This is a genomic window from Streptomyces sp. N35 (assembly GCF_016464295.1).
Taxonomy (GTDB): Bacteria; Actinomycetota; Actinomycetes; order Streptomycetales; family Streptomycetaceae; genus Streptomyces.
Map to the genome: position 1 here is coordinate 3,563 of NZ_JAEIMH010000055.1, position 25,996 is coordinate 29,558.

Here is a 25,996-nt window from a genome sequence, read left to right on the forward strand (position 1 = left end):
ATGTCCGCCGGAGTGGCCCCCGGCGCAAAAAGGGGGGAGCCCCCGGCAGATCCGGGCCCCTTCGGGGCGACTGCGGTGCGCCGTGGGTCAGATGCTGACGCCGTGCGCGCGCAGATACGCGACGGGGTCGATGTCCGAGCCGTAGTCGGGGCTGGTGCGGGCCTCGAAGTGGAGGTGCGGTCCGGTGACGTTGCCGGTCGCGCCCGAGATGCCTATCTGCTGGCCGGGGGTGACCTGCTGGCCGACCGAGACGCCGATGGACGAGAGGTGGCCGTACTGGGTGTACGTGCCGTCGTTCATCTTGATCACGATGTTGTTGCCGTACGCGCCGCCCCAGCCGGCCTCGACGACGGTGCCCATGCCGACCGAGCGCACCGAGGTGCCGGAGGCGGCGTGGAAGTCGACGCCGGTGTGGCTGCCGGAGGACCAGACGGCGCCGCCGGCCTTGTAACCGGTGGAGACGTAGGAGCCGGCGATCGGCGTGGTGAAGGAGTTGAGGCGCTTGCGCTCGGCCTCGCGGGCGGCGCGCTCCTTGGCCTCCCGCTCCTCCTTGGCCCTGGCCTCGGCCTTCGCCTTGGCTTCCGCCTCGGCCTTGGCCTCGGCGGCGGCCTTCTCGGCCTCCTGCTGCTGAGCCTCGGCCTGGGCGTCGATCCGCTCGGTGAGGGTGTCACCGATGGAGACGGCCTTGGTGAGGCCGGTGTCCTCGACGGCGGACTTGGCGTCCGCGGCGTAGGCGGTGGAGCCGAGCGAGCCGATCACGCCGGTGGTGGTGAGGGCGGCGACGCCCGCGATGCTCGCCGTCTTGCGGCTGAGCGCGCTGGGACGACGGTGCTTCCCGGTGGCACGGGAGAAAGCCATGGAGCGGCGGTGTCCTTTCCTTCCTTCTCGCCTACCGGGTTAGCTGACGGGTTCGGAGCAGGAAGGTCTCCTACGGACGGCCGCCGGGCGGCTGTCCGATTCACCCCAGGGACTGCGTGTGGGTCCCCGGCTCCCCAGGCTCGCGCCTGACGGGGACTCGGCGATGACTGTTCGTTGCCGCGGATGCGGCGTACAGCGGACGAACAGCCGGACCGACGCTAAGCGGGACATCTTTCAATCAACAAACGGAATGGGCCTTTTGTAGCGCATGCCACAGGGCAGACCCTCAACCTCCGTACTAATTCGGACATAAAGGCATAACTCAAGAGAACAGGGACCCCGGAGGTCTCCGGGGTCCCTGTCGTCCGCGGCGGTCCCGACTGGCCCGTGACAACCGTCACTTCGCCGGGCGCGCCCCTCACTCAGCCCGTGACAACCGTCACTTCACCGATCCCGAGCGCCTTCACCGGCTCCGCGATCGCGGCCGCGTCGCCCACGAGCACCGTCACGAGATGGTCCATCGGGAACGCGCTGACGACCGCGGCCGTCGCCTCGACCGTGCCGGTCTCGGCGAGCATCCGGTACAACTGCGCCTGGAAATCGTCCGGGAGGTGCTGCTCGACCTGGTCGGCGAGCGTGTTGGCGACGGCCGCAGCCGTCTCGTACCGCAGCGGCGCCACACCCACGAGGTTCTGCACGGCCGTCTCACGCTCGGCATCGGTCAGGCCCTCGGCCGCGAGCGTACGCAGGACCTGCCACAGGTCTTCGAGCGCGGGGCCCGTATTCGGGGTGTCCACCGAGCCGCTGATCCCCAGCATCGCGGCGCCCGAACCGTCCGGCGCCGAGCGCAGCACCTGGCCGAAGGCCCGTACGCCGTACGTATAGCCCTTCTCCTCGCGCAGCACGCGGTCCAGACGGGACGTCAGGGTCCCGCCCAGGCAGTACGTGCCGAGCACCTGGGCCGGCCACACACGGTCGTGCCGGTCGGGGCCGATCCGCCCGATGAGCAGCTGCGTCTGGACGGCGCCGGGCCGGTCGACGATGACCACGCGGCCGGTGTCGTCGGCGGTGACCGGCGGCACCGGGCGCGCCTGCCCCGGCGTGCCCGTCCACTGGCCGAGGGTCTCGGCGAGCAGAGCGTCGAGGTCGGTGGCCGAGAGGTCGCCCACGATCACGGCGGTGGCGGTGGCGGGGCGCATCCACGCCTCGTAGAACTTCCGCACGGCCTCGGCGTCGATACGGCCGACCGTCTCCTCGGTGCCCTGGCGCGGACGCGACATACGGGCGGTCGCCGGGAACAGCTCCTTGTAGAGCTCCTTGGCGGCGCGGCGGGCCGGGTTGGCGAGCTCGTGCGGGATCTCGTCGAGGCGGTTGCGTACGACACGGCTGACCTCGCTGTCCGCGAACGCCGGTACGCGCAGGGCGTCGGCGATCAGTCCGAGCGCCTTCGGCAGCCGGGAGACGGGGACTTCGAGCGAGACCCGGACGCCCGGGTGATCGGCGTGCGCGTCCAACGTGGCGCCGCAGCGCTCCAGTTCGGCCGCGAACTCCTCGGCGCTCAGCTTGTCGGTGCCTTCGGAGAGGGCGCGCGCCATGATGGTCGCGACCCCGTCGAGGCCCTCCGGCTCGGCGTCAAGGGGCGCGGCGAGGAAGATCTCGACGGCGACGACCTGCTGGCCGGGGCGGTCGCAGCGCAGCACGGTGAGGCCGTTGGGCAGCACCCCGCGCTCGGGCGCGGGGAACGCCCACGGCTTGGCCTCGCCGGCCTGCGGCTGCGGGTGGAATTCCATGGTGGAGAGCTCGGTCACCGGCCCGCCTCCTCTTCCTCTACGTCACTGTCGTCGGCGTCGGCGTCGGCGTGCACGGGCTCGTACACGAGCACCGCCCTGTTGTCCGGGCGAAGGCGAGCCTTGGCCACGGCCTGGACCTCCTCGGCCGTGACCGACAGGACGCGGTCGACGGCGGTGAGGGCGAGCTGCGGGTCGCCGAACAGGACGGCATAGCGGCACAGTTCGTCGGCGCGGCCCGCGACGGTGCCGAGCCGGTCCAGCCACTCGCGCTCCAACTGGGCCTGGGCGCGCTCCATCTCCTCGGCCGTCGGGCCCTCGGCGGCGAACCGCGCGAGCTCCTCGTCGACGGCGGATTCGATGACCGGCACCTCGACATCGCCGGAGGTCTTCACGTCCAGCCAGCCGAGCGAAGGCGCTCCGGCCAGGCGCAGGAGACCGAACCCAGCGGCGACCGCGGTCTGGTCACGCCGTACGAGACGGTTGTAGAGCCGCGAGGACTCACCGCCGCCGAGCACGGTCAGGGCCAGGTCGGCGGCGTCGCACTCGCGGGTGCCGTCGTGCGGCAGCCGGTAGGCGGCCATCAGCGCGCGGGCCGGCACCTCCTCCTCGATCACCTCGCGCTTCTGCCCGCCGTGGATCTCCGGCAGCGCACCGTCGCGCGGCGGCTGCTTGCCGTCGTGGGACGGGATGGAGCCGAAGTACTTCTCGATCCAGGCGAGGGTCTGCTCGGGGTCGATGTCGCCGACGACGGAGAGCACCGCATTGTTCGGCGCGTAGTACGTACGGAAGAAGTTCCGCGCGTCCTCGAGCGTGGCCGCGTCCAGGTCGGCCATCGAACCGATGGGCGTGTGGTGGTACGGGTGGCCCTCGGGGTACGACAGGGCGGTCAGCTTCTCGAACGCCGTGCCGTAAGGGACGTTGTCGTAGCGCTGGCGACGCTCGTTCTTCACCACATCGCGCTGGTTCTCCATCGACTCGTCGTCGAGGGCCACCAGGAGCGAGCCCATCCGGTCGGCCTCCAGCCAGAGCGCGAGCTCCAGCTGGTGGGCGGGCATGGTCTCGAAGTAGTTGGTGCGCTCGAAGCTGGTCGTGCCGTTGAGCGAACCGCCCGCGCCCTGCACCAGTTCGAAGTGCCCGTTGCCCTTGACCTGGCCCGAGCCCTGGAACATCAGGTGCTCGAAGAGATGGGCGAGGCCCGTGCGGCCCTTGACCTCGTGGCGTGAACCGACGTCGTACCAGAGGCAAACCGCCGCAACAGGGGTCAGGTGGTCCTCGGAGAGCACGACGCGCAGGCCGTTGGCCAGCCGGTGCTCAGTCGCTGTCAGGCCGCCGGAGCCGGCCTCGGCGGTGGCCGTGTGACCCATGGGCATGTGGTCCCTTCGATCGCGGGGAATACGTGTGGGCGATGAGTTCTGTCACTGTATGCAAGCGCGCGGACATCCGGGTAAGTTCCCGCTCCCGCTCCGCCCACAGCGATCGCGATCAAGCGGCCGTGGCCGGGTCGACGTCCGCGTTGTCAGTGGCGCGGTCCACAATGGTCCGCGTCAGAGAACCGCACATGTAGGTGAAGGAGCCGCAGCAGCGATGGCCCGCCGCACTACGAAGACCCCGCCACCGCCGGACGACTTCGAGGAGAGGATCCTCGACATCGACGTCGTCGACGAGATGCAGGGCTCCTTCCTCGAGTACGCGTACTCGGTCATCTACTCGCGCGCCCTGCCGGACGCCCGCGACGGCATGAAGCCGGTGCACCGCCGGATCGTCTACCAGATGAACGAGATGGGGCTGCGCCCCGACCGCGGCTATGTGAAGTGCGCCCGCGTCGTCGGCGAGGTCATGGGTAAGTTGCACCCCCATGGCGACGCGTCCATCTATGACGCGCTCGTCCGCATGGCGCAGCCGTTCTCGATGCGGCTGCCGCTGGTCGACGGCCACGGCAACTTCGGATCGCTCGGCAATGACGACCCGCCGGCCGCGATGCGGTACACCGAGTGCCGGATGGCCGACGCGACCTCGCTGATGACCGAGTCCATCGACGAGAACACGGTGGACTTCACGCCCAACTACGACGGGCAGGAGCAGGAGCCGGTCGCCCTGCCGGCCGCGTATCCGAACCTGCTGGTCAACGGCGCGTCCGGGATCGCGGTCGGCATGGCGACCAACATGCCGCCGCACAACCTCGGCGAGGTCATCGCCGCGGCCCGCCACCTGATCAAGCACCCGGGCGCCGACCTCGAGACGCTGATGCGTTTCGTCCCCGGTCCCGACCTGCCCACGGGCGGCCGGATCGTCGGACTCGCCGGCATCAAGGACGCGTACGAGAGCGGCCGCGGCACCTTCAAGATCCGCGCCACGACCACGGTCGAGACCGTGACGGCCCGCCGCAAGGGCATCGTCGTCACCGAACTGCCGTTCACCGTGGGCCCCGAGAAGGTGATCTCCAAGATCAAGGACCTGGTCGGCTCGAAGAAGCTGCAGGGCATCGCCGACGTCAAGGACCTCACCGACCGTGCGCACGGGCTGCGTCTGGTCATCGAGATCAAGAACGGTTTCGTCCCCGAAGCGGTCCTCGAGCAGCTCTACAAGCTGACGCCGATGGAGGAGTCCTTCGGCATCAACAATGTGGCGCTCGTGGACGGCCAGCCGCTCACGCTCGGCCTCAAGGAGCTCCTCGAGGTCTACCTCGACCACCGCTTCGAGGTCGTACGGCGGCGCAGCGAGTTCCGCCGCACCAAGAAGCAGGACCGGCTGCACCTGGTCGAGGGCCTGCTCGTCGCGCTGCTCGACATCGACGAGGTCATCCGTCTGATCCGCTCCAGCGAGAACTCCGCGCAGGCCAAGGAGCGCCTGATGGAGCACTTCTCGCTGAGCGAGGTGCAGACGCAGTACATCCTCGACACGCCGCTGCGCCGGCTCACGAAGTTCGACCGGATCGAGCTGGAGTCGGAGCGTGACCGTCTGAAGACCGAGATCGCCGAGCTGACCGCGATCCTCGAATCGGACACCGAGCTGCGCAAGCTGGTCTCGGGCGAACTGGCCGCGGTGGCCAAGAAGTTCGGCACCGACCGCCGTACCGTGCTCCTTGAGTCGGCGGGCGCCCCCGCCTCCGCGGTCCCGCTCGAGGTCGCGGGCGACCCGTGCCGGGTGCTTCTCTCGTCGACGGGCCTCCTCCCCCGTACGGCCAATGGCGAGGGCTCCTTCGCCGCCCGTGCCAAGATGCCAAGCGGGTCAAGCACGACGTGATCGTCTCGTCGGTGCCGGCCACCCAGCGCGGCGAGGTCGGCGCGGTCCTCTCCTCGGGCCGGCTGCTGCGGCTCCAGGTCATCGATCTGCCCCAGCTGCCGGACACGGCCTCGGCGCCCAACCTTTCGGGTGGTGCCCCGATTTCGGAGTTCCTCCCGCTCGAGGACGACGAGAGCCTGATCTGTCTGATGACGCTCGACGAGTCCTCGCCCGGCCTGGCGCTGGGCACGGCACAGGGCGTGGTCAAGCGCGTCGTCCCGGACTATCCGTCCAACAAGGACGAGCTCGAGGTCATCACCCTGAAGGACGGCGACAAGATCGTCGGCGCGTGCGAACTGCGCACCGGCGAGGAGGACTTGGTCTTCATCACCGATGACGCCCAGTTGCTGCGTTACCAGGCCGCGCAGGTCCGTCCGCAGGGCCGGCCGGCCGGCGGTATGGCGGGCATCAAGCTGACCGAGGGCGCGAAGGTCATCGCGTTCACGGCGGTCGACCCGGCGGCGGACGCGGTGGTGTTCACCATCGCGGGCTCGCGCGGCACCCTGGACGACTCGGTCCAGACGACGGCCAAGGCCACCCCGTTCGACCTCTATCCGCGCAAGGGCCGCGCCACGGGCGGCGTCCGGGCGCAGCGCTTCCTCAAGGGCGAGGACTGTCTGTCCTTCGCCTGGGCGGGTCCGGTGCCTGCGAAGGCGGCCCAGCGCAACGGCACACCGGCCGAGCTCCCGGAGCTCGACCCGCGCCGCGACGGCTCGGGCATCTCACTGGGCAAGCCGGTGGCGGCGGTTTCCGGACTGGTCTAGCCGACGACCGCACGAGGGCCGGACTCAGGCGTCAGCCGGGTCCGGCTCTTGGCCGTTCGGCTCTACGTCGTTCGGCTCTGCGTTGTGGGCCGCTCGTCGCTCGGCTCTGCGTCGTCAGGCCGCTCGCCGTCCAGTCCCTCGGCGTTCAGCCCTCGACGTCCGGCTCTTCATTGGCCGGCTCTTCGTCGTCTGCTGGGTGCTCGGCCTCTTCCGCACCGTCCCGCCGTACGAAACGCAGCACGCCCCACATCGTCTCGGGCCGGACATCCTGCGGTACGTCGTCGGCGCAGCGCTCGAGTCCGGCCTCCAGCCCGGCCACATCGATCCCGGCCCCGATCAGGACGAGTTGGGTCAACCGCTCCTCATCCGCGCCCCACGGTTCGGGCGTGAACCGCAGAAACCGGCCCACCGCGTGCAGGGCGTACCGGTTGTGCGGATCGTGCGCCCCGAAGTCGACGAACCCCTTGATGCGGTACAGACCGACAGGCCGTGCGTCGAGGAAGTCCAGCAGCCGCCGCGGGCTCATCGGGGTCCGAGCCGTGAACGAGACGGTCTCGTAGCCTGCGTGCAGGTGACCGCCGTGGTCTTCCTCAGGGTGCGCGTGCCCCTCGTCCTCCTCCCGTACGTCGTCGAAGGACAACTGCCCGATCCGCTCCGCACTCGGCCGCCGCTCGAAGAGCAGCTCCGGATCGATCCGGCCGTACGAGGCCTCGACGACGGCGGCCGTCGCACCGGTCGCGGCCAGTGCACCCCCCAGACGCCCGAGCGCCTCGGGGTTGGTCCCGTCAACCTTGTTGGGCACGATCAAGTCGGCGGGCACCAGATGCCGTTCGAGCTCCGGATGCCGCTCCCTCGTGGCCTCGAACTCGGCGGCGTCGACCACCTCGACGAGCCCGCCGTACACCGCGTGCGGGTTCTCGCTGGCGAGCAGCATCCGCACCAGCTCCTGCGGTTCGGCAAGCCCGCTGGCCTCGATCACGATGACGTCGAGTCCCACCGACGGGTGGGTGAGCTTCTCCAGATACGTATCGAGTTCGCTGCCGTCGACGGCGCAGCACAGACAGCCGTTGCCCAGCGAGACGGTGGAACCGACCTGTCCGGAAACGGACATGGCGTCGATCTCGATCGCGCCGAAGTCATTGACCACCACGCCGACCCGGGTGCCGCCGCTGCCTCGCAGGAGGTGATTGAGCAGGGTGGTCTTTCCTGCCCCGAGAAAACCGGCGAGGACGACCACGGGAATCTGCCGCCCGGCCTCCGGATTCTGCCGCTCGGTCACGCTGCGCCTTTCGTACGGCGTCGGTTCGAACCGGAACAGCATAGGCAGGGCCTCACTCGAGGCACTCGGGGCCCTGTGAGCCGGTCCATCCGGCACTGAGTGCAGACTTTTGCCCGAAGTAAACGATTGTTCGCACCCCGTGCGGGGCAATGAAACTGCACGGCGCATGTCACGACATCAGTACGCGACTGTGCGCCGTCCTCTCCGCCCTCCCGCCGACCAGAGCCGCTCGGCACCCTGGGGGGTGGCAAGCGCACCGCCCACCGCTCGCCGGTCCCGCTCCCCTGTCGCCCCGCACCCGACGGCCGGCGGACGGTCGCCTGAATCGAGGGTTGACATGGCCACACGGAAGTCTGGGGTCCTCCGGCTGTTGTCGGTCACCCTGGGGGGAATCACGGCCGGCAGTGCCGCTCTCGCCGCGCTGCACCCGCGGAAGCCGAACCCGGCGCTGCAGCGCGAACTCCTCGACCAGCAGCGGGAGCTGATCGACCAGCAGCGGGAGCTGCTCGACCATCTGCGCAGTCAGCATCTCCACGCCCGGCTGATCGCTCAGCAGCAGCTCCAGCTGGACCTCTTGGAGAAGGTCCTGCGGGATCCCTCGCTCGCCGCCGTGTTCGATCTGCACGAGGGCGAGGCCAGCGCCGAGCGGCGCCGGCAGTACCTCGTCGCCAACGCCATGTACACCAACGCGCTGCTCGCCTGGAGAATCGAGACGATCACCAAAGAGGGCTTCCTCGGCTATGTGCGCGGCATGCTGCAGAACCCGGTCTTCCGCGAGTACTGGGACGCCACCCGCAAGCAGCGCCTCACACTCGACGACTCCGACGAGGCCCGGATGGGGCGCGAGGTGGACGAGCTGGCGGAGCAGTTGAACGAGTCCGAGTCGGACGAGTGGTGGGTCGTGGGACGGCCGGGTGTCTGAGGGGGCACTTGTCGGCCGATTCACTCGCAGGAGCGAGCCAGTCTTAGCCAAATTTGGCCGAACCGGAGGGGCTGGCCAGACCTCTTGGGGTACAAGTTGCCCATGTCAGCCAGCGCCCACAGTTGGCCTAAAGTGATCCATGTGACGCGATCACAGGTTTTCCTTGCCCGGTGACTCATCCTGATCCCGTGGTCCGCCGCCGTATCGGCGCGTCTCCTGCACAGCGCGGAAGCCTCAGCGGAAGCAACTGCCCCGACATCTTCGAGTTGTCGGACGGCTCCTTCGCGATCATCGGTACCGACCGTACCGACCTCCTCGAAGGCAGCCTGCCTGCCGACGCGTCGCGCGGCGCACACGAGCGCATCGTGGTCATCACGCGCGAGACCTTGCTGAGGGCCAAAAGTGATATCCCCGAAGCCTGACCGTTCCCACGGTCAGGCTTTCCCCTCTCTCGCTCCCCGTTCCTCCAGGCCCGGTATTCGCCCTCCGAGCGTCGGATACCGGGCCTTCGCATGCGTACGAGGCACGACCACCCGAGATACGCGGCGTCACCCGAGATACGCGGCGTCACCCCAGGTACGCCGCGTCACCCGAGTACCGGCACCTGGACGGGCGGTTCCGCCCCCACATACCTCGCCGCAGGGCGAATGATCTTCGAATCCTGGGCCTGCTCAAGGAGGTTGGCGCTCCAGCCCACCACCCGGGCCGCCGCGAACGTGGGCGTGAACATCTCGCGCGGCAGGCCGCACAGCTCCATGACCACACCCGCGTAGAACTCGACATTGGTGTGCAGCTCGCGACCCGGCTTCAGCTCCGCCAGGATCGCCTCCACCTGGCGCTCCACCTCGATCGCGAACTCGACCAGCGGGCCGCCGAACTCCCGGGCGATGCCCCGCAGCATCCGCGAGCGCGGGTCCTCCGTGCGGTACACGGGGTGGCCGAAGCCCATGATCCGGTCGCCGGCCAGGACCCGCTCCCTGATCCAGGGGTCGATACGGTCCGGCGTACCGATCGCGTCCAGGGTGTCCAGAGCCCGGCTCGGCGCTCCCCCGTGCAGCGGCCCCGAGAGCGCACCGACCGCGCCGACCAGACAGGCCGCCACATCCGCTCCGGTGGAGGTGATGACACGGGCCGTGAAGGTTGACGCATTGAATCCATGGTCGATCGTCGAGATCAAGTAACGCTCGATCGCCCTGGTACGCGACGCATCCGGTTCCGAACCGGTCTGCATGTAGAGGTAGTTGGCGGCGTACGAGAGATCCGTACGCGGCTCGATCGGCTCGAGCCCCTGCCCCAGCCGGTGCAGTGCGGTCAGCAGCGTCGGTACGACGGCACTCGCGGCCAGCGTGTCCGTGAGCCTCTGCTGCGGGGAGATGTCGTACACGGGACGGAAGCCCTTGGCCGCGCCGAAGAGCGAGAGCGCCGAGCGCAGGCCGGCCAGCGGGCCCGACAGGGCCGAAGCGCGGGCGATCGCGGGCAGGGCCGCGCGCACTTCGTCGGGCAGGGCGCGCAGGGCCGCCGTCCGCTCGGTGAAGGCCTGGAGCCGGGCGGCGTCCGGCAGTTCGCCGTGCACCATCAGATGCCATACGTCCTCGAAGCCGCGGCGCTCCGCGAGCTCCACGGCCGAGTACTGGCGGTAGTGGTAGAACCCCTCGCGGCCCCGTACGTCCCCGAGTGCGGTGTCCGTGACAACCACCCCGGCAAGCCCGCGCGGAACCTCGCCGATCAGACCTTGCGCCATCGTTCTGCTCCCCTCACACCGTCAACCCTGTCGCGCCGTCAACCCTGTCGCGGCCTCTGTCCTCAACTTGATTCGACTGTCTATCCTTGACTTCATCATTGTCAATATTGATTGAATCAATGCATCGAGATCGCGGATACGGTGACGCCATGAGCGGTGAGCAGGGCGGCAGCCGGCGGCTGTCCACCAAGGAGGCGGCGGAGCGGCTCGGCGTGAAGGCCGAGACCGTGTACGCGTATGTGAGCCGTGGGCTGCTCAGCAGCCGGCGGGAGGCGAACGGACGCGGGTCCACGTTCGAAGCCAAGGAGGTCGACGCGCTGGCCCGACGCAACACCCGTGCCGCCGCGGCGAGTTCGGCCGCGGGCGAGCTCGCCGTGAAGACCCGGATCACGCTGATCGAGAAGGACCGCTACTACTTCCGCGGGGTCGACGCGACCGAACTCGCCGCGCACTACTCGTACGAGCCGGTGGTCGAATGGCTGTGGACCGGTGTCCTGCGCGAGGACGCCCGGTTCACCGCACCCGAGGAGATCGTCGGCGCCGCGCGCCGGGCCGTACAGGCGCTGCCCGCGCACAGCGGGCCGATGGACCGGCTGGGGGGCGCCACCCTCGCCGCGGCCGCGGCCGATCCCCTCCGCTTCGACCTCGACGAGCAGGCCGTCCTCGGCACCGCCCGCGCCCTGGTGCCGACCCTCGTCGACGCCCTGCCCGCCGTGAGCGACTGGGCGCGCGACGACCACACCATCGCGGGCCGGCTGTGGCCGAGGCTCACCCGGCGCGCGCCCGACGGCCCCTGGATGAGCGCACTGGACAAGGCACTTGTCCTCCTCATCGACCACGACCTCGCCGCGTCCACGCTGGCCGTCCGGGTCGCGGCCTCGGCCCGCGCCCACCCGTACGCCGCGGTCTCCGCCGGACTCGGCGTGCTCGAAGGGCCCCTGCACGGAGCGGCCAGCGGTCTGGCACACCGGATGCTCACCGAAGTGCTCGACCGGGGCAGCGCCGCCGCGGTCGTGGCCGACCATCTGCGGGCGGGCCGGCGGGTACCGGGCCTCGGCCACCGCCTGTATCCGCGCGAAGACCCGCGCGCGCAGGCGCTGTTCGCGGCTCTGGCCGAGGTGCCGGAGGCACGTGAGGCGCTGGATGCGGCGCGCGACGTGGTGGCCACGACCGCGCGGCACACCGAGCTGTACGCCAACGTCGATCTCGCGCTCGCCGTACTGACGGTGGCGAGCGGGATGCCGCCGGAGGCGGGCGAGACCGTGTTCGCCGTGTCCCGCACGGCCGGCTGGATCACGCACGCCTTGGAGGAGTACGGCGAGCGGCCGCTGCGGATGCGCCCCAGCGGCCACTACACGGGAGCGCGACCACCGCAGCCCTTGCCGTAAGCCCGGTTTTCAGTCAACTCCGACGCACCGCAAGCAGAATGCAAAGCTTGCGCTAATCTTGCGCCCATGACGCGACGACTTGCTCAAGTGGCCAAGAAGGTCGGGGTCAGCGAGGCCACGGTCAGCCGAGTGCTCAACAACAAGCCCGGCGTCTCCGAGGCCACCCGGCAGTCAGTGCTCTCCGCCCTCGATGTGCTCGGGTACGAACGCCCCACCCAGCTGCGCGGCGAACGCGCCCGCCTGGTCGGCCTCGTCCTGCCCGAACTCCAGAACCCGATCTTCCCGGCGTTCGCCGAGGTCATCGGCGGCACCCTCGCCCAGCAGGGCCTCACACCCGTGCTCTGCACGCAGACCAAGGGCGGGGTCTCCGAGGCGGACTATGTGGAACTGCTGCTCCAGCAGCAGGTCTCCGGAGTGGTCTTCGCGGGCGGCCTGTACGCCCAGGCCGACGCGCCGCACGACCACTACAAGCAGCTCGCCGCACGCAATATCCCGGTCGTTCTGATCAACGCGGCCATCGCCGATCTCGGCTTCCCCGCCGTCTCCTGCGACGACGCATCGGCCGTGGAGCAGAGCTGGCGCCACCTCGCCTCGCTCGGCCATGAACGCATCGGCCTGGTGCTCGGCCCCGCCGACCACATGCCCTCGCAACGCAAGCTGATCGGGGCGCGCGCGGCGGCCAAGACGGCGGGCGGCTCGCTGCCCGACGAGCATGTGGTGCGCGGCATGTTCTCGCTCGAAGGCGGTCAGGCGGCGGCCACGCGGCTGATCGACGCCGGCGTCACGGGACTCATCTGCGCGAGCGACCCGCAGGCGCTCGGCGCGGTGCGCGCGGCCCGCCGGCGCGGGCTCGATGTCCCCCGCGAGATCTCGGTGGTCGGGTACGACGACTCCGCGTTCATGAACTGCACCGAGCCCCCGCTCACCACCGTCCGCCAGCCCATCGAGGCGATGGGCCGCGCCGCGGTGGAGCTGCTCTCGCTGCAGATCGCGGGCAGTTCGGTGCCGTCGGAGGAGCTGCTCTTCGAGCCGGAGCTGGTGGTGCGGGGGTCGACCGCGCAGGCCGTACGCGACTGAACTCCGTACGCGACGCTGATTCGGGCAGACAGCACGCGATCCCTCGCACGAACCACGACCACCATCTGTCGATGATTTGCGATCTGTGCGCGGAATTTCACAACCCGCAGCCGAGATCGTCACATCTCCCCCTCGCGGACCGGAGTACGGAGCCCCGCGAGAGCCGTCGCCCGCTCAGGCTAGGCTCACCTACGTGAGTACGTGCGCCACCGCCTCCCGCGACCTCGACGAACCCCTCGCGGGAACCGCGGCCACCGCCACCACCTGGCTGCTCCTGGAGCAGCCGGGTCCCTGGGGTGCCAAGGCGCTCACCTCCAGCCACCTCGACGCGGGGCTCGGCGCCGCCCTCGAAGCCGCCGCCAAGGACACCGGCGTGCGGATCGCGCTGATCCGCCGCCCGGGCCCGCATGCCGACTCCCATTCCCCCGTCGAGCGCCAGGTGTACGCGGCCCATGTCCGGCCCGACGGCGCTTGGCTGCACAGCGCCGTCATCACGGATCCCGCCCGGCTTCTCGACCTCGACTTCGCGGCCCTGGGACGGGGCGAAGCGGGCTCGTTCGACGCGGAGTTGGCGGGCGCCGAGCACACCGGCGCACCGCTCGCCCTCGTCTGCACCAACGGCAAGCGCGACCGCTGCTGCGCCCTCCTCGGCCGCCCCCTCGCCACCGAGCTGGCCGCCGCCGGCGCGAGCGGCACCTGGGAGATCACGCACCTCGGCGGCCACCGTTTCTCGCCGACGCTGCTCGTCCTGCCGTACGGCTATGCGTACGGCAGGCTCGATGCCGCCGCCGTGAAGGAGGTCCTGACGGCCGTCGGCGACGGCCGCATCGTCACGGACGGCTGCCGCGGCAACTCCGCCTGGGACCGCCCGGGCCAGGCCGCCGAGCTCGCGGTGCGTACGACGGTGGGCGAGCAGCGGGCCGGGGCGCTCTCGGTCGTCAGCAGTGACGTCGAAGCCGGTGAGGACGGTGAGGACGCCGCTCCCCAGTGGCAGATCACCGTCGCCCACCGCGACGGCCGCGCCTGGGCCGTGACCGTCGCGCAGGGCGCCGCCCGGCCGGCGCGTCCGGAGAGCTGCGGAGGCGCGCTCGGGACACCGGGCCGGATGGATGTGGTGGCGGTGCGGGAGCTGGCCGGGGTCTGACGCCCCCTGCGGACCCGCCCCTACGGGGGAACCCAACTCCCTTTCCGTACACCGAAGTACAGCGAAGTACTGCGAAGTACTGCGAAGTGCTGCGAAGTCGGCACCCTACGCCGACCCCTTCACCACACTCCACCCACCGTCCACCACCAGGCTCGCCCCGGTGATGTACCCCGCCTCGTCCGCCGCCAGGAACGCGATCGCGGCCGCCACCTCCTCGGGCGCACCGAACCGTCCGGCCGCCGTCTCGGCCACGCTGCGTGCGCGGTCCTCCTCGCCGACGCGGTCCCATGCGCCGGTCAGAATCGGTCCCGGCAGCACGCAGTTGACGCGCACCTCGGGTCCGTATTCGACCGCGAGCTGGCCGCAGAGCGAGAGCAGCGCGCCCTTGCTCGCCGCGTAGGCGGGGTGGCCCGGGATTCCCTTGTGGGCGTGGACGGACGAGGTGAGGACGACCGCGCCGCGCTGTGCGCGCAGGTCCGGGAGTACGGCCTTGAAGCCCAGGAACGAGCCGGTGAGGTTGACCGAGAGCTGGCGCTGCCAGGACTCCAGGGAGAGCTCGTGGGCGGGGGCCACCTCGACCGTGAAGGCGTTGTTGACGAGGACCCCGACCGGGCCGAAGGAGTGCGCGGCCGCGACGACCCGGTCCCAGTCGGCGGGATCGGAGGCGTCGGCCCGTACGAAACCGGCGCGGCCGCCCTTGCTCCGGATCCGTTCGGCGAGATCGGCGCCCCGCTCAGCGGCGACATCGGTGAGGACCACGGCGGCGCCTTCGGCGGCGAGCCGTTCGGCGGTGGCCGCGCCGATCCCGGAGGCGGCCCCGGTGACGATGGCGACACGGTCGGCGAAACGGTGACCTGCGGAAGGCTCATTCGGGGTCGTCATACGGACATCCCACCTCCCCGCGTGGCCGAGGACAATACGTGAGCCCGATCACTTCGCACCCCGGCGCATTTCGGCAGCGGGCCCGTACCGCCGTACCGTTCGTAGACATGACCCCCTCCGCCTCCGGCAGCGCGCGCCGGCGCCCGCGCAGACCGCGCCTGGGGCTGCCGCGCAAGGTGTTCTCGCAGGTGCTCCTGATGCAGCTGGGGATCGCCGCCGGGGTCGCCGTCCTCGCGACCGGTCTGTTTCTCGCGCCCCTCGGCAAGGAGATGGACGACCAGGCGATGCGCCGGGCGCTCGCGATCGCCGAGGCCACCGCCGCCGCCCCGCGGATCGCCGAGGATCTCCAGCGCACCGAGCCCACCGCGGCCGGTCCCGTGCAGGAGGAGGCCGAGCGGATCCGTACGGCCACGGGCGCCGAGTACATCGTGGTGATGGACCGGCGCGGGGTGCGCTGGTCACACGCGAACCCCCGGCAGGTGGGCCGGGTCGTGTCCACCGACCCCAGCGACGCGCTGGCCGGCCGCGACGTGATGGAGATCGACGACGGCACGCTGGGGCGCTCGGCCCGCGGCAAGGTGCCGCTGCGCGACGAGGACGGGGCGATCGTCGGAGCGGTCTCGGTCGGCATCGAGTACGACAGTGTCCGGGCGCGGCTGCTCAACGCGATCCCGGGGCTCTTCGCGTACGCGGGCGGAGCACTCGCGGTCGGTGCGCTCGCCGCGTATCTGATCTCGCGCAGGGTGCAGAAGCAGACCCGCGATCTGGCCTTCTCCGATATCTCGGCGCTGCTCGCCGAGCGCGAAGCGATGCTGCACGGCATCCGCGAAGGGGTGGTCGCGCTCGACCGCCACGGCCGGATCCGGCTGCTCAACGATGAGGCGGAGCGGCTGCTCGGACTCGACGGCGAGGCCGTGGGCAAGCCGCTCGACGAGGCGCTCGGCGCGGGCCGCACCACCGATGTGCTCGCGGGCAGCGTGACCGGCACCGATCTGGTGACGGTACGCGGCCGGCGCGTGCTGATCGCGAACCGGATGCCCACCCATGACGGCGGCGCGGTGGCCACGCTGCGCGACCGCACCGAACTGGAGCAGCTCGGCCGTGAACTCGACTCGACCCGCGGCCTGATCGACGCCCTGCGCGCCAAGGACCACGAGCACGCCAACCATCTGCACACGCTCCTCGGCCTCCTCGAGCTGGAGATGTACGAGGACGCCGTGGAGTTCGTCGGCGAAGCGGCCGGGGCCCAGCGCGTGACCGCCGAGCAGATCACGGAGAAGATCCACGATCCGCTGCTCGCGGCGCTGCTCGTCGGCAAGGCGACCGTCGCCTCCGAGCGCGGGGTCACGCTGCGGCTGTGCGAGGGCACGCTGCTGCCCGACCGCCTCGTGGGTCCCCAGGATCTGGTGACGATCGCGGGCAACCTCGTCGACAACGCGCTCGATGCCGCGACCGGCAGCACCCGGGCACAGGTCGAGGTCGAGGTGCGGGCCGACGGGTGCGAGGCCGTCCTTCGCGTACGGGATTCAGGGCCCGGAGTGCCGCCCGAACAGCGGGAGTTGATCTTCACGGAGGGCTGGTCCACCAAGGAGTCCCCGGCCCATCGCGGTCGCGGCATCGGTCTTGCGCTGGTCCGCCGCCTCGCCGAGCGCCAGGGCGGCAGTGCACGGGTGGACGAAGCGGCGGACGGAGGCGCCGAGTTCACCGTCGTACTGCCGCAGGCGCTGCGCGACGAGGCGCCGCGGACGAAGATCGGCGGACCGCGGGAGGCACCCGGAGCAGCCGAAGCGGCCCCAACCGGCCATGCGGCCCCTGACCGTACGGAAGCGATCGAGGAATCACGATGATCGAAGTCCTGGTCGTGGACGACGACCTGCGCGTCGCCAAGGTGAACGCCGCCTACGTGGACAAGGTCCCCGGCTTCCAGGTGGCCGCCCAGGCGCACAGCGCCGCCGATGCCCTGGAGCGGATCGAGTCCGCCGGTCCGTTCGACCTGATCCTGATGGACCACTATCTGCCGGACGGCACCGGTCTCTCGGTCGTACGGCGGCTGCGCGAGCGCGGCGACCGCACCGACGTGATCATGGTGACCGCCGCCCGTGATGTGGCCACGGTGCAGGCAGCGATGCGGCTCGGGGCACTGCAGTACCTGGTCAAGCCGTTCACGTTCGCGGGTCTGCGCGGCAGGCTCGAGGCGTACGCGGCGCTGCGGCGGACCCTGGACGGCGGCGGCGAGGCCGAACAGTCCGAGGTGGACCGGATGTTCGGCGCCCTGTCGACGGACACCGCACCCCAGCTGCCCAAGGGCCACTCACCCGAGACCGCCGAGCTGGTCCGTCGTGCCCTGATGTCCGCCGAGGGCCCGCTCTCGGCGGCGGAGATCGCCGACCGCACGGGCCTGAGCCGGCAGACCGCCCAGCGCTACCTCAAGCTCCTGGAACGCTCCGGCCGCGTCCGCCTCGGCCTCAGATACGGGGATACGGGACGGCCCGAGCACCGGTACGAGTGGTCGGCGAGCCTGTAGGCCGTACCGGAAGAGCCGGTCACACCGCCCCCGCCCCCGTGAGCGACCGCACCTCGGTCTCCGCGTGCTTGGCCTTGTCCGGGCCCTGAGGCGAGGTGGCCGTGCCCGCCCAGCCGGCCAGGAAGCCGAGGGGGATGGAGATCAGGCCGGGGTTCTCCAGCGGGAAGAGGTGGAAGTCCACGCCGGGGAACATCGCCGTCGGGGAGCCCGAGACCACCGGCGAGAAGATCACCAGGATGAGGGCGGGGATCAGTCCGCCGTAGACGGACCAGACCGCGCCCCGGGTGGTGAAGCGGCGCCAGAAGAGCGAGTACAGGAGCACCGGCAGATTCGCCGACGCGGCCACCGCGAAGGCGAGTCCGACGAGGAACGCCACGTTCAAGTCCTTTGCGAGCAGCCCGAGTCCGATCGCGGTGAGGCCGATGCCGACCGCCGCGACCCGCGCGACCGCGACCTCGCTGCGCGGCTTGGCGTGCTTGCGCCGCAGCGAGGCGTAGAGGTCGTGGGCGACCGAGGCCGACGAGGCGAGCGTGATGCCGGCGACGACCGCGAGGATCGTGGCGAAGGCGATCGCGGCGACCACCGCGAAGAGAACCGTTCCGCCCGTGGAACCGGCGCCCCCGCCCAGGTCGAGGGAGAGCAGCGGAATCGCCGTGTTGCCCGAGGCGTTGGACGCCTTCACCTCGCTGGAGCCGACGATCGCCGCCGCGCCGAAGCCGAGCACGATCGTCATCAGGTAGAAGCTGCCGATCAGACCGATCGACCACACCACGGACCGGCGTGCGGCCCGCGCGGTGGGCACGGTGTAGAAGCGCGACAGGATGTGCGGCAGCCCCGCCGTGCCAAGCACGAGCGCCAGTCCGAGGCTGATGAAGTCCAGGCGCGCGGTCCAGTCCCCGCCGTAGCGCAGGCCCGGCGCGAGGAAGTCCTTGCCGTGGCCGCTCTTCTCGGCGGCGGTGTTGAGCAGGCTGTTGAAGTCGCCGTGGAAGCGCACCAGGACGAGCACGGTGAGGGCGATCGCGCCGCCCATCAGGAGCACGGCCTTGACGATCTGGATCCAGGTGGTGGCCCGCATCCCGCCGAGCGATACGTAGACGACCATGAGCGCGCCGACGCCGATGACGGTCCAGGCCTGCGCCGCCTCGCTCGTACCGCCGAGCAGCAGCGCGACGAGACTGCCCGCACCGACCATCTGCGCCACGAGGTAGAGCACGGAGACGGTCACGGACGAGGTGCCGGCCGCGATCCGTACCGGACGCTCGCTCATGCGGGAGGCGACCACGTCGGCGAGCGTGAACCGGCCGCAGTTGCGCACCAGTTCGGCCACGAGCAGCAGCACGACCAGCCAGGCGACGAGGAAGCCCACCGAGTAGAGGAGCCCGTCGTAGCCGTACAGGGCGATGAGTCCGGAGATACCGAGGAAGGAGGCGGCGGACATGTAGTCGCCCGCGATGGCGAAACCGTTCTCCATGGGCGAGAACAGCCGTCCGCCCGCGTAGAACTCCTCCGCGCTGCCGTGCCGGTTGCGGCTCACCCACGTGGTGATGCCGAGCGTGACCGCGATGAACGCGCAGAAGAGGAGCAGCGCCAGTGTCTGATGGTCGCCCGTCAACGCCCGACCCCCCGCGTCAGCTCCTGGGTGTCCCAGCGCAGATCGAGCGCGGCCCGGTCCCTGCGCAGCCGCGCATGGCGGGCGTACGCGAAGGTCAGCAGGAAGGTCGTGAGGAACTGTCCGAGGCCGGCGATCATCGCCACGTTCACGGCGCCCGCGACGGGCTGCGCCATCAGGCCGGGCGCCATGGTGGCGGCCAGGATGTACGCGACGTACCAGGTGAAGAAGGCGATCACCGCGGGGATCACGAAGCGGCGGTACCGGCTGCGCACCTCCTGGAAGGCGGCGCTGGCCTGCACTTCCAGATAGATACTGGCCGCGTCGGGGCGCTGCTCCGCCGCCCTGGGGGCGGGCGGTGCGGGCGCGGACGCGGGGGCGCCGGTGCTGTCCAGCTCTCCCCAGCCCGAGGCCAGTGCGTCGTACCAGGGGTCGTCGAACCGGATCTGTCCGGTCCGCCGCCCGTCGTGCTTCTCCACCGAACTCTCCTTGTCCGCGCCCCGTTTGGTCGCGTGCCCAAGGATGGGCGGACCAGGAAGATCCCGGACACTTCACGCCGATCTGTTCACTCCATCAGGTGAAGCACAGCCGAAGTGGCTTCCTGGTGGGGCGGGACCGATGTGACCTCCCGGCGAGGCGGGACCGAACCGACCTTCGGGCAAGGCGGGACCGGCCTCAGGCAAGGCAGGACCCAACCGACCTTCGGGCAAGGCGGGACCGGCCTCAGGCAAGGCAGGACCGAACCGACCTCACCGCCCGGGCGGTTCGGCGAGCCCGTGCCGGTAGGCGTAACGCACCGCCTGGGTGCGGTCCTTGAGGCCGGCCTTGGCGAAGAGGTTGTTGATGTGCGTCTTCACGGTGGCGGTCGAGACCTGCAGGGCCCGCGCGATCTCGGTGTTCGTCAGCCCGTCGGCGATCCGCGCGAGCACCTCGGCCTCACGGGCGGTGAGACCGTCGGGCAGTTCCACGGGGGCCTGTACGGGAGCGGCCGGCTCCGACAGGCGCTCCAGGAGCCTGAGTTGCACCTGCGGAGCGAGTCCGGCGTCACCGGAGAGCACGGCTTCGATCGCCCGGACGATCTCGTCGCCGCCCGCGTCCTTGGTGAGGTAGCCGCGCGCTCCGGCCTTCAGGGCGGGGAAGAGCGATGCGTCGTCGGCGTAGGTGGTGAGCACCACGACCTGGGTGCCGGGGTGTTCGGCGCGGATACGGCGGGTCGCCTCCACTCCGTCGACGCGGGGCATCCGCAGGTCCATCAGGACGACGTCCGGGGCGAGTTCGGCGACCAGGCGTACGGCTTCCTCGCCGTCGCCCGCCGAGCCGACCACCTCCATGCCGGGCAGCAGCCCGAGCAGCATCACGATGCCTTCGCGCACCACGGTCTGATCGTCGGCGACGACCACACGCACGCTCATGCCGGCTCCTCCACGCGCAGTCTCATACCGGCTCCTCCACGCGCACGCTCATACCGGCTCCTCCACACGCACGTCCATGGGCACACCGGTCCGCACCCGCGCCCTCATTCCGGCACCCGCAACCGCACCACGAATCCTCCGTCTGCGTCCTCGGCGGGACCCGCGTCGAGCGAGCCGCCGAGCAGTTCGGCGCGCTCGCGCATCCCGAGCAGACCGTATCCGCTGCCGCTCGCGGCGAGCTCGCCCTCGGGGCGCACGCCGCCAAAGTCCCGTACTTCCAGGGCCACTTCACCCTCCTCGTACGAGAAACGCAGCCGCACCGAAGCGCCGGGCGCGTGCTTGCGTACGTTCGTCAGGGCCTCCTGCGCGACCCGTCGTACGGTCTGGGAGGTCTCGACGCTCAGCAGGCGCGGGCTGCCGTTCACCTCGACGTCGACGTCGTCGAGCGCCCGCAGGAAGTCCTCCACGGGCACCATGTCGCCGCGCAGCGCGGACAGTGCCTGGCGGGTCTCGGCGAGCCCTTCGCGGGCCATCCCCCGTGCGGCGACGACGCGTTCGAGCACCTGGTCCTTGGGCGCGTCGCGCTCGACGAGCAGCCGGGCGGCCTCCAGGTGCACGAGCTGCGCGGAGAGGCTGTGGGCGAGGACGTCGTGGATCTCGCGGGCGATCCGGGCCCGTTCGGTGAGCGCGGCGGACTCGGCCTCGGCGGCGAGCGCGGCGCGTTCCTGGTCGAGCAGCCGGCGCTCCCTGCCGCGGCCCTCGGCGTCGAGCCGCAGCACGTACCCGACGAGACAGAACGTGGCGGCGGTCAGGACGGAGCTCGTCCAGGGCTTGTCGGCGACCGGTACGAATCCGGCGAAGGCGGCCAGGGCCGCCGCGAGTGCCGCGGCCAGGGGCAGCCGCTTGAGCGCGAGCACGATCCCGGAGCACCACACCACCATGCCGACCGTGGTGAATCCGGCCGCCTGGGCGCCGATCGCACCGGCGAACAGGGCGGCGAGCACGGCGAGGGACGGGACGAGGCGGTGGGCGAGCGTGGTCCGCAGAAAGAGCTGCCAGCCCAGGGCGCAGGCCAGCAGGACGGCCACGTCGACCGCGCTCTCCCAGGTCGGCGTGGCCGGTTCGGTGATCACGTTCCACAGCACGAACCCCGCGATCGCCGCCCTGCCGATCCAGGCGAGCGCGGAGCGCTGCCGCCCGAGCCGCTCGCGGGTGAGTGCCTCCCGCGAGGGCCAGCGCAGCCAACTGTTCCGGGTCACATGTGGTCCTTCCACGCGGGCCGCGGGTGGCCGACGACCTCACGGTACGTGCGGGTGCGCCACTGCAGGAGCCCGGCCCGCGCGAGCAGCATGGCGGAAAGACCCAGCATCAGAGCGGCACTGCTCTGGTGTACGCCGAAGGCGGCACCGATCCCGTAGAGGCCGGCGCGGACGGCGATCCCGCCCACCCACACGGCGAGCGTCAGCCTGCTGCCCTTGGACCACACGGTGCCGTCGCCCGCCCGCCACACCTGGGTCGTACGGGCGAACAGCGCGCCCATCGCCAGCGAGAGCACCAGTTCCACCGCGAGCAGCGTCGCGGCCTGGGCGGTCTGTCCTTCGCCGAGCAGATCGGGCTTGCTCAGCGCCACGAACCCGAGTACGGCCGGCAGCACCCACCAGCGCCGCTCGTCACCGAGCCGCCGCGCCTTGAACTGACTCAGCACGATGAGTGCGACGACGCCGATGATCAGCAGTCCGTTGACGATCTCGGACATGGTGTCCTCCCTGTCCTCTCCCGGTTTCCCTGTGTCTTCGACGGTAGGGAAAAGCACAGGTCACAGGATCGGAGCGAGGGTGGAAACGAGGTGGAAAAGCGGCCTCCACCCTGGGGTGGAGACCGCTTGGGCCGGCGCGGGCGCTCTCAGACCTCCACCCTCCGGTGGATCAGCTCGCGGTGCACGGGCATCAGGGCGTCGGGGAGCGCGTCGGGTTCGAACCAGCCGGCTTCGAGGATCTCGAACGAGTCGATCTTCAGCGTGCCCCCGGCAAGAACCGCCTCGTACGCGACCTCGACCCGCAGCCGGAACCCGCTGTTGAGCATGACGAGCCGGCCGGGCACCACGTCGAGACCGGTCTCCTCCTTGACCTCCCGCACGACGGTCCCCGGGAAGTCCTCTCCCCGCGCCGCATGCCCCGTCGGCAGTCCCCAGCAGCGGTCCCGGGGCCACATCCGGTGCCGAAGCAGCAGCACACGGCCCCGGTCGTCGCGCACGACCCCGGTCACCCCGACGGTGAACTTCGCGTGCGCGAGCCACATGACCCGCCACTGCAACGGGCCCCGCAGCATCCGCCAGATGCGCTCGACTATCCCGTACACCCCGGTCGCATCCCGCTCAGGCGTCGATGCGCGAGCGGTCCAGGGTCGCCGCCGAGCTGGTGATGAACTCCTTGCGCGGCGCCACATCGTTGCCCATCAGGAGATCGAAGACCTGCTCCGCGGCCTCCAGCTCCCCGATGTTGATCCGCCGCAGCGTGCGGAAGCGCGGGTCCATCGTGGTCTCCGCCAGCTGGTCCGCGTCCATCTCGCCGAGGCCCTTGTAGCGCTGGATCGAGTCCTTGTAGCGGACGCCCTTGCGCTGGAACTCCAGGATCGTCTGCCGCAGCTCGTTGTCCGAGTACGTGTAGACGTACTTGTCCTGGCCCTTCTTCGGCTGGACCAGCTCGATCCGGTGCAGCGGCGGCACGGCGGCGAAGATCCGTCCCGCCTCGACCATCGGCCGCATGTACCGCTGGAACAGGGTCAGGAGCAGCGTGCGGATGTGCGCGCCGTCCACATCGGCGTCGACGAGCAGGATGATCTTGCCGTAGCGCGCGGCGTCCACGTCGAAGGTCCGTCCGGACCCTGCTCCTATGACCTGGATGATCGCGCCGCACTCGGCGTTCTTCAGCATGTCCGATACGGACGCCTTCTGAACGTTGAGGATCTTGCCGCGGATCGGAAGGAGCGCCTGGAACTCGGAGTTCCGGGCGAGCTTCGCGGTACCGAGCGCCGAGTCGCCCTCGACGATGAACAGCTCGCTGCGCTCCACGTCGTCGCTGCGGCAGTCCGCGAGCTTGGCCGGCAGCGAGGAGGACTCGAGCGCGGTCTTACGGCGCTGCGCCTCCTTGTGCTGACGGGCCGCGATCCGCGTACGGGCGGCGGCGACGGCCTTGTCCATGACGGAACGGGCCTGCGCCTTGGCGTCCCGCTTGGTCGAGGTCAGGAACGCCTTGAGCTCCTTGGCCACCACATTGGCCACGATGCGGTTGGCCGCCGAGGTGCCGAGCACTTCCTTGGTCTGGCCCTCGAACTGGGGCTCCGCGAGGCGCACCGTGACGACCGCGGTCAGGCCCTCGAGCGCGTCGTCCTTGACGATGTCGTCCTCGGCGACGCGAAGCAGCTTGGCCGAGCGCAGCACCTCGTTGACCGTCTTGGTCAGCGAGCGCTCGAAGCCGGTGATGTGGGTGCCGCCCTTGGGCGTGGCGATGATGTTGACGAAGGACTTGACCGTCGTGTCGTAGCCCGTGCCCCAGCGCAGCGCGATGTCCACGCCCAGCTCACGGGTGACCTCGGTCGGCGTCATGTGGCCGACCTCGTCGAGGACCGGGACGGTCTCCTTGAATGTGCCCGTGCCGGTCAGCCGCTGCACGTCGCAGATCGGCTTGTCCGGCGCGAGGAACTCGCAGAACTCGCTGATGCCGCCGTCGAAGCGGAAGGTCTCCTCGCTCTTGCCCACGCCGTCGAGGTCACGCTCGTCGCGTACGACGATGGTGAGGCCGGGCACCAGGAAGGCGGTCTGCCGGGCGCGCTGGTGCAGATGCTCCAGGGAGAGCTTGGCGTCCTTGAGGAAGATCTGTGTGTCCGACCAGTAGCGGATACGCGTACCGGTGCGGCCCTTGGGTACCCGCTTGCCCTTGGTCAGGCCGCTGCCGGCGGTGAACTTCGCGTCGGGCCCCTCGCCCTCGAAAGCACCGGGGACACCCCGCCGGAAGCTGATCGAGTGCACGGTGCTGCGGTCGACCTCGACGTCGAGACGCGCCGACAGCGCGTTCACCACGGAGGCGCCCACACCGTGCAGACCACCGGAGGCCGCGTACGAACCGCCGCCGAACTTTCCGCCGGCGTGCAGCTTCGTCATGACGACCTCGACGCCGGAGAGCCCGGTCTTGGGCTCGACGTCGACTGGGATCCCGCGACCGTTGTCACGGACCTCCACGGACCCGTCCTCGTGCAGGATCACCTCGATGCGGTCGCAGTGGCCGCCGAGGGCCTCGTCGACCGCGTTGTCGATGATCTCCCAGAGGCAGTGCATCAGGCCGCGGCTGTCGGTCGAGCCGATGTACATGCCGGGGCGCTTGCGGACCGCTTCGAGTCCTTCGAGGACGAGGAGGTGCCGCGCGGTGTAGTTGGAACCGTCCCGGTCTGCTCCGCTCAGCAGCGCTGTGGACGTCACGGACGTTTCGGCGGTCACGCGTTTCGCTCCTCGCTGAATTTCAATTGGGGCCCCGATGCCGGGGTCCGGTACCGAGTACCGCGTCAGAGGGTACCGAGGCCTGGTAGAGCCGATGTAACGCCACCCTCGGCTGACGACAGACTAGTGCAGAGTCGCATACCTGTTCGATCCCTCGAAGGGGTGATGCGGATATCACGTTCCCAACCAGGCATGAACCATTTAGGCTCCGGGCACGTCCTCATGAACAACCCGACCAGCCAGGCCGGGCAGGACCAGGCAGGCCCGCCGAACAACCGACTACAGGACACGACAAGCAACTCGGCAGACAAGCGAACCCGTAAGCCGCAAGCCAGCACTACGGCACCTTCGCCGCCACCCGGTTGCAGCCGACCGCCTCGAGAAGAAATTTTCGAGTCAAAGCCCCGAGCGGGAACGTTTTCGGGCTGGTTGGATGTTGACCCTGGTACGACAGCTCGTCGAGCTAGAGAAGAGGCGACGTGACTACTGTTCTGACCCCAGCGAACCCGCTGACGGCCGCTGACCGATGCGACCGCTGCGGCGCCCAGGCGTATCTGCGCGTCGTACTCCTGAGCGGCGGAGAGCTGCTCTTCTGCGCCCACCACGGTCGCAAGTTCGAGCCGGAACTCAAGAAGATCTCCGCTGAGATACAGGATGAGACGGAGCGGCTCACTGCCGTCCCGGCAGTCGCCGAGACCGAAGAACGCTGACACTTCGCATCAACGACGAGCGAGCCAGCGCCGGCCAGGCCGGTCATGACGAGGGGGGGGGCGGGCCCCCACGGGGTGGCCCCCCCCCCCCCTTCCCCCTTTCCCTAGGGGGTGGGGGCGGC

21 protein-coding genes, 1 pseudogene and 1 riboswitch are annotated in these 25,996 nt (G+C 70.3%); of the genes and pseudogenes, 9 read left to right on the forward strand and 13 right to left on the reverse strand.

Annotated elements, in window-relative coordinates:
• Window positions 1-87: 87 nt before the first annotated feature.
• The 3 genes from JAO81_RS27070 to JAO81_RS27080 all read right to left on the reverse strand — a co-directional run bounded on the left by JAO81_RS27070 (window position 88) and on the right by JAO81_RS27080 (window position 4,018).
• Window positions 88-858, reverse strand: coding sequence for a M23 family metallopeptidase (locus JAO81_RS27070; protein WP_199550555.1), 771 nt, complete (start codon window positions 856-858; stop codon window positions 88-90).
• Between the two features lie 13 nt (window positions 859-871).
• Window positions 872-1,031, reverse strand: a riboswitch (cyclic di-AMP (ydaO/yuaA leader).
• 249 nt (window positions 1,032-1,280) lie between these two features.
• A complete protein-coding gene (locus JAO81_RS27075) occupies window positions 1,281-2,666 on the reverse strand; it encodes a pitrilysin family protein (protein WP_199550556.1) in 1,386 nt (461 codons plus the stop codon).
• Entirely contained in the window at window positions 2,663-4,018 is a 1,356-nt protein-coding gene (locus JAO81_RS27080; RefSeq protein ID WP_199550557.1) for a pitrilysin family protein, read from the reverse strand. The genes JAO81_RS27075 and JAO81_RS27080 overlap by 4 nt, the downstream gene beginning before the upstream one ends.
• A 214-nt stretch (window positions 4,019-4,232) precedes the next feature.
• Here JAO81_RS27080 and JAO81_RS27085 point away from each other — a divergent pair.
• Window positions 4,233-6,694: pseudogene (locus JAO81_RS27085) on the forward strand (DNA topoisomerase (ATP-hydrolyzing) subunit A).
• A gap of 145 nt (window positions 6,695-6,839) precedes the next feature.
• Here JAO81_RS27085 and JAO81_RS27090 read toward each other — a convergent pair.
• On the reverse strand, window positions 6,840-8,015 hold the full coding sequence (locus tag JAO81_RS27090; protein WP_199550558.1) for a GTP-binding protein: 1,176 nt from the start codon (window positions 8,013-8,015) through the stop codon (window positions 6,840-6,842).
• Between the two features lie 295 nt (window positions 8,016-8,310).
• Here JAO81_RS27090 and JAO81_RS27095 point away from each other — a divergent pair, with 295 nt between their 5' ends.
• Window positions 8,311-8,895, forward strand: a complete 585-nt coding sequence (locus tag JAO81_RS27095) for a DUF6082 family protein (protein WP_199550559.1) — start codon at window positions 8,311-8,313, stop codon at window positions 8,893-8,895.
• A gap of 188 nt (window positions 8,896-9,083) precedes the next feature.
• A complete protein-coding gene (locus JAO81_RS27100) occupies window positions 9,084-9,317 on the forward strand; it encodes a hypothetical protein (protein ID WP_165332132.1) in 234 nt (77 codons plus the stop codon).
• Window positions 9,318-9,481: 164 nt separating this feature from the next.
• Here the strand turns inward: JAO81_RS27100 and JAO81_RS27105 are convergent, their stop codons facing one another.
• Window positions 9,482-10,636 (reverse strand): citrate synthase/methylcitrate synthase, encoded by a 1,155-nt coding sequence (locus tag JAO81_RS27105; protein WP_199550561.1) that lies wholly within the window; start codon window positions 10,634-10,636, stop codon window positions 9,482-9,484.
• 149 nt (window positions 10,637-10,785) lie between these two features.
• Here JAO81_RS27105 and JAO81_RS27110 point away from each other — a divergent pair, with 149 nt between their 5' ends.
• From JAO81_RS27110 to JAO81_RS27120, 3 genes are all read left to right on the forward strand, one after another.
• A complete protein-coding gene (locus JAO81_RS27110) occupies window positions 10,786-12,024 on the forward strand; it encodes a citrate synthase (protein ID WP_199550562.1) in 1,239 nt (412 codons plus the stop codon).
• A gap of 66 nt (window positions 12,025-12,090) precedes the next feature.
• Window positions 12,091-13,101, forward strand: coding sequence for a LacI family DNA-binding transcriptional regulator (locus tag JAO81_RS27115; protein ID WP_199550563.1), 1,011 nt, complete (start codon window positions 12,091-12,093; stop codon window positions 13,099-13,101).
• Window positions 13,102-13,294: 193 nt separating this feature from the next.
• Window positions 13,295-14,245, forward strand: coding sequence for a sucrase ferredoxin (locus JAO81_RS27120; protein ID WP_199550564.1), 951 nt, complete (start codon window positions 13,295-13,297; stop codon window positions 14,243-14,245).
• 105 nt (window positions 14,246-14,350) lie between these two features.
• Here JAO81_RS27120 and JAO81_RS27125 read toward each other — a convergent pair whose 3' ends face one another.
• Window positions 14,351-15,127: an SDR family NAD(P)-dependent oxidoreductase gene (locus JAO81_RS27125; protein WP_199550565.1), complete on the reverse strand. Its 777-nt coding sequence runs from the start codon at window positions 15,125-15,127 to the stop codon at window positions 14,351-14,353.
• A gap of 107 nt (window positions 15,128-15,234) precedes the next feature.
• On the opposite strand from JAO81_RS27125, the gene JAO81_RS27130 reads away from it, so the two are divergent.
• Both JAO81_RS27130 and JAO81_RS27135 read left to right on the forward strand, forming a co-directional pair.
• Entirely contained in the window at window positions 15,235-16,974 is a 1,740-nt protein-coding gene (locus JAO81_RS27130) for a sensor histidine kinase (protein ID WP_199550566.1), read from the forward strand.
• On the forward strand, window positions 16,971-17,651 hold the full coding sequence (locus JAO81_RS27135; RefSeq protein ID WP_199550567.1) for a response regulator: 681 nt from the start codon (window positions 16,971-16,973) through the stop codon (window positions 17,649-17,651). The genes JAO81_RS27130 and JAO81_RS27135 overlap by 4 nt, the downstream gene beginning before the upstream one ends.
• Window positions 17,652-17,670: 19 nt before the next feature.
• Here the strand turns inward: JAO81_RS27135 and JAO81_RS27140 are convergent, their stop codons facing one another.
• The 7 genes from JAO81_RS27140 to JAO81_RS27170 form a co-directional block, all read right to left on the reverse strand.
• Window positions 17,671-19,263 carry a cation acetate symporter gene (locus JAO81_RS27140; protein WP_199550568.1) on the reverse strand — a complete coding sequence of 531 codons (1,593 nt, stop codon included), beginning with the start codon at window positions 19,261-19,263 and terminating at the stop codon, window positions 17,671-17,673.
• Window positions 19,260-19,739, reverse strand: a complete 480-nt coding sequence (locus JAO81_RS27145; RefSeq protein ID WP_307813744.1) for a DUF485 domain-containing protein — start codon at window positions 19,737-19,739, stop codon at window positions 19,260-19,262. Before JAO81_RS27145 ends, JAO81_RS27140 begins: the two co-directional genes overlap by 4 nt.
• 270 nt (window positions 19,740-20,009) lie before the next feature.
• The gene (locus JAO81_RS27150) at window positions 20,010-20,672 is read right to left on the reverse strand and encodes a response regulator transcription factor (RefSeq protein WP_199550569.1); all 663 of its coding nucleotides are present in this window, start codon (window positions 20,670-20,672) and stop codon (window positions 20,010-20,012) included.
• Between the two features lie 104 nt (window positions 20,673-20,776).
• Window positions 20,777-21,931 (reverse strand): sensor histidine kinase, encoded by a 1,155-nt coding sequence (locus JAO81_RS27155; protein ID WP_199550570.1) that lies wholly within the window; start codon window positions 21,929-21,931, stop codon window positions 20,777-20,779.
• Window positions 21,928-22,428, reverse strand: coding sequence for a DUF1453 family protein (locus tag JAO81_RS27160; protein ID WP_199550571.1), 501 nt, complete (start codon window positions 22,426-22,428; stop codon window positions 21,928-21,930). The genes JAO81_RS27155 and JAO81_RS27160 overlap by 4 nt, the downstream gene beginning before the upstream one ends.
• A 146-nt stretch (window positions 22,429-22,574) precedes the next feature.
• A complete protein-coding gene (locus JAO81_RS27165) occupies window positions 22,575-23,000 on the reverse strand; it encodes an NUDIX domain-containing protein (protein ID WP_233415979.1) in 426 nt (141 codons plus the stop codon).
• Window positions 23,001-23,046: 46 nt separating this feature from the next.
• On the reverse strand, window positions 23,047-25,164 hold the full coding sequence (locus tag JAO81_RS27170) for a type IIA DNA topoisomerase subunit B (RefSeq protein ID WP_199550573.1): 2,118 nt from the start codon (window positions 25,162-25,164) through the stop codon (window positions 23,047-23,049).
• A 479-nt stretch (window positions 25,165-25,643) separates the two neighbouring features.
• Between JAO81_RS27170 and JAO81_RS27175 the strand changes: the two genes are divergently transcribed.
• Window positions 25,644-25,874 (forward strand): hypothetical protein, encoded by a 231-nt coding sequence (locus JAO81_RS27175; RefSeq protein WP_199550574.1) that lies wholly within the window; start codon window positions 25,644-25,646, stop codon window positions 25,872-25,874.
• The last annotated feature ends 122 nt before the right edge of the window (window positions 25,875-25,996 follow it).

Bases quoted from the DNA above. Each gene is read 5' to 3' on its own strand.
- JAO81_RS27105 (WP_199550561.1), bottom strand. From the start codon at position 10,636: ATGGCGCAAGGTCTGATCGGCGAGGTTCCGCGCGGGCTTGCCGGGGTG.
- JAO81_RS27095 (WP_199550559.1), top strand. From the start codon at position 8,311: ATGGCCACACGGAAGTCTGGGGTCCTCCGGCTGTTGTCGGTCACCCTG.
- JAO81_RS27115 (WP_199550563.1), top strand. From the start codon at position 12,091: ATGACGCGACGACTTGCTCAAGTGGCCAAGAAGGTCGGGGTCAGCGAG.
- JAO81_RS27070 (WP_199550555.1), bottom strand. From the start codon at position 858: ATGGCTTTCTCCCGTGCCACCGGGAAGCACCGTCGTCCCAGCGCGCTC.
- JAO81_RS27160 (WP_199550571.1), bottom strand. From the start codon at position 22,428: ATGTCCGAGATCGTCAACGGACTGCTGATCATCGGCGTCGTCGCACTC.
- JAO81_RS27090 (WP_199550558.1), bottom strand. From the start codon at position 8,015: ATGCTGTTCCGGTTCGAACCGACGCCGTACGAAAGGCGCAGCGTGACC.
- JAO81_RS27125 (WP_199550565.1), bottom strand. From the start codon at position 15,127: ATGACGACCCCGAATGAGCCTTCCGCAGGTCACCGTTTCGCCGACCGT.
- JAO81_RS27150 (WP_199550569.1), bottom strand. From the start codon at position 20,672: ATGAGCGTGCGTGTGGTCGTCGCCGACGATCAGACCGTGGTGCGCGAA.
- JAO81_RS27130 (WP_199550566.1), top strand. From the start codon at position 15,235: ATGACCCCCTCCGCCTCCGGCAGCGCGCGCCGGCGCCCGCGCAGACCG.
- JAO81_RS27080 (WP_199550557.1), bottom strand. From the start codon at position 4,018: ATGCCCATGGGTCACACGGCCACCGCCGAGGCCGGCTCCGGCGGCCTG.
- JAO81_RS27135 (WP_199550567.1), top strand. From the start codon at position 16,971: ATGATCGAAGTCCTGGTCGTGGACGACGACCTGCGCGTCGCCAAGGTG.
- JAO81_RS27110 (WP_199550562.1), top strand. From the start codon at position 10,786: ATGAGCGGTGAGCAGGGCGGCAGCCGGCGGCTGTCCACCAAGGAGGCG.
- JAO81_RS27165 (WP_233415979.1), bottom strand. From the start codon at position 23,000: ATGCTGCGGGGCCCGTTGCAGTGGCGGGTCATGTGGCTCGCGCACGCG.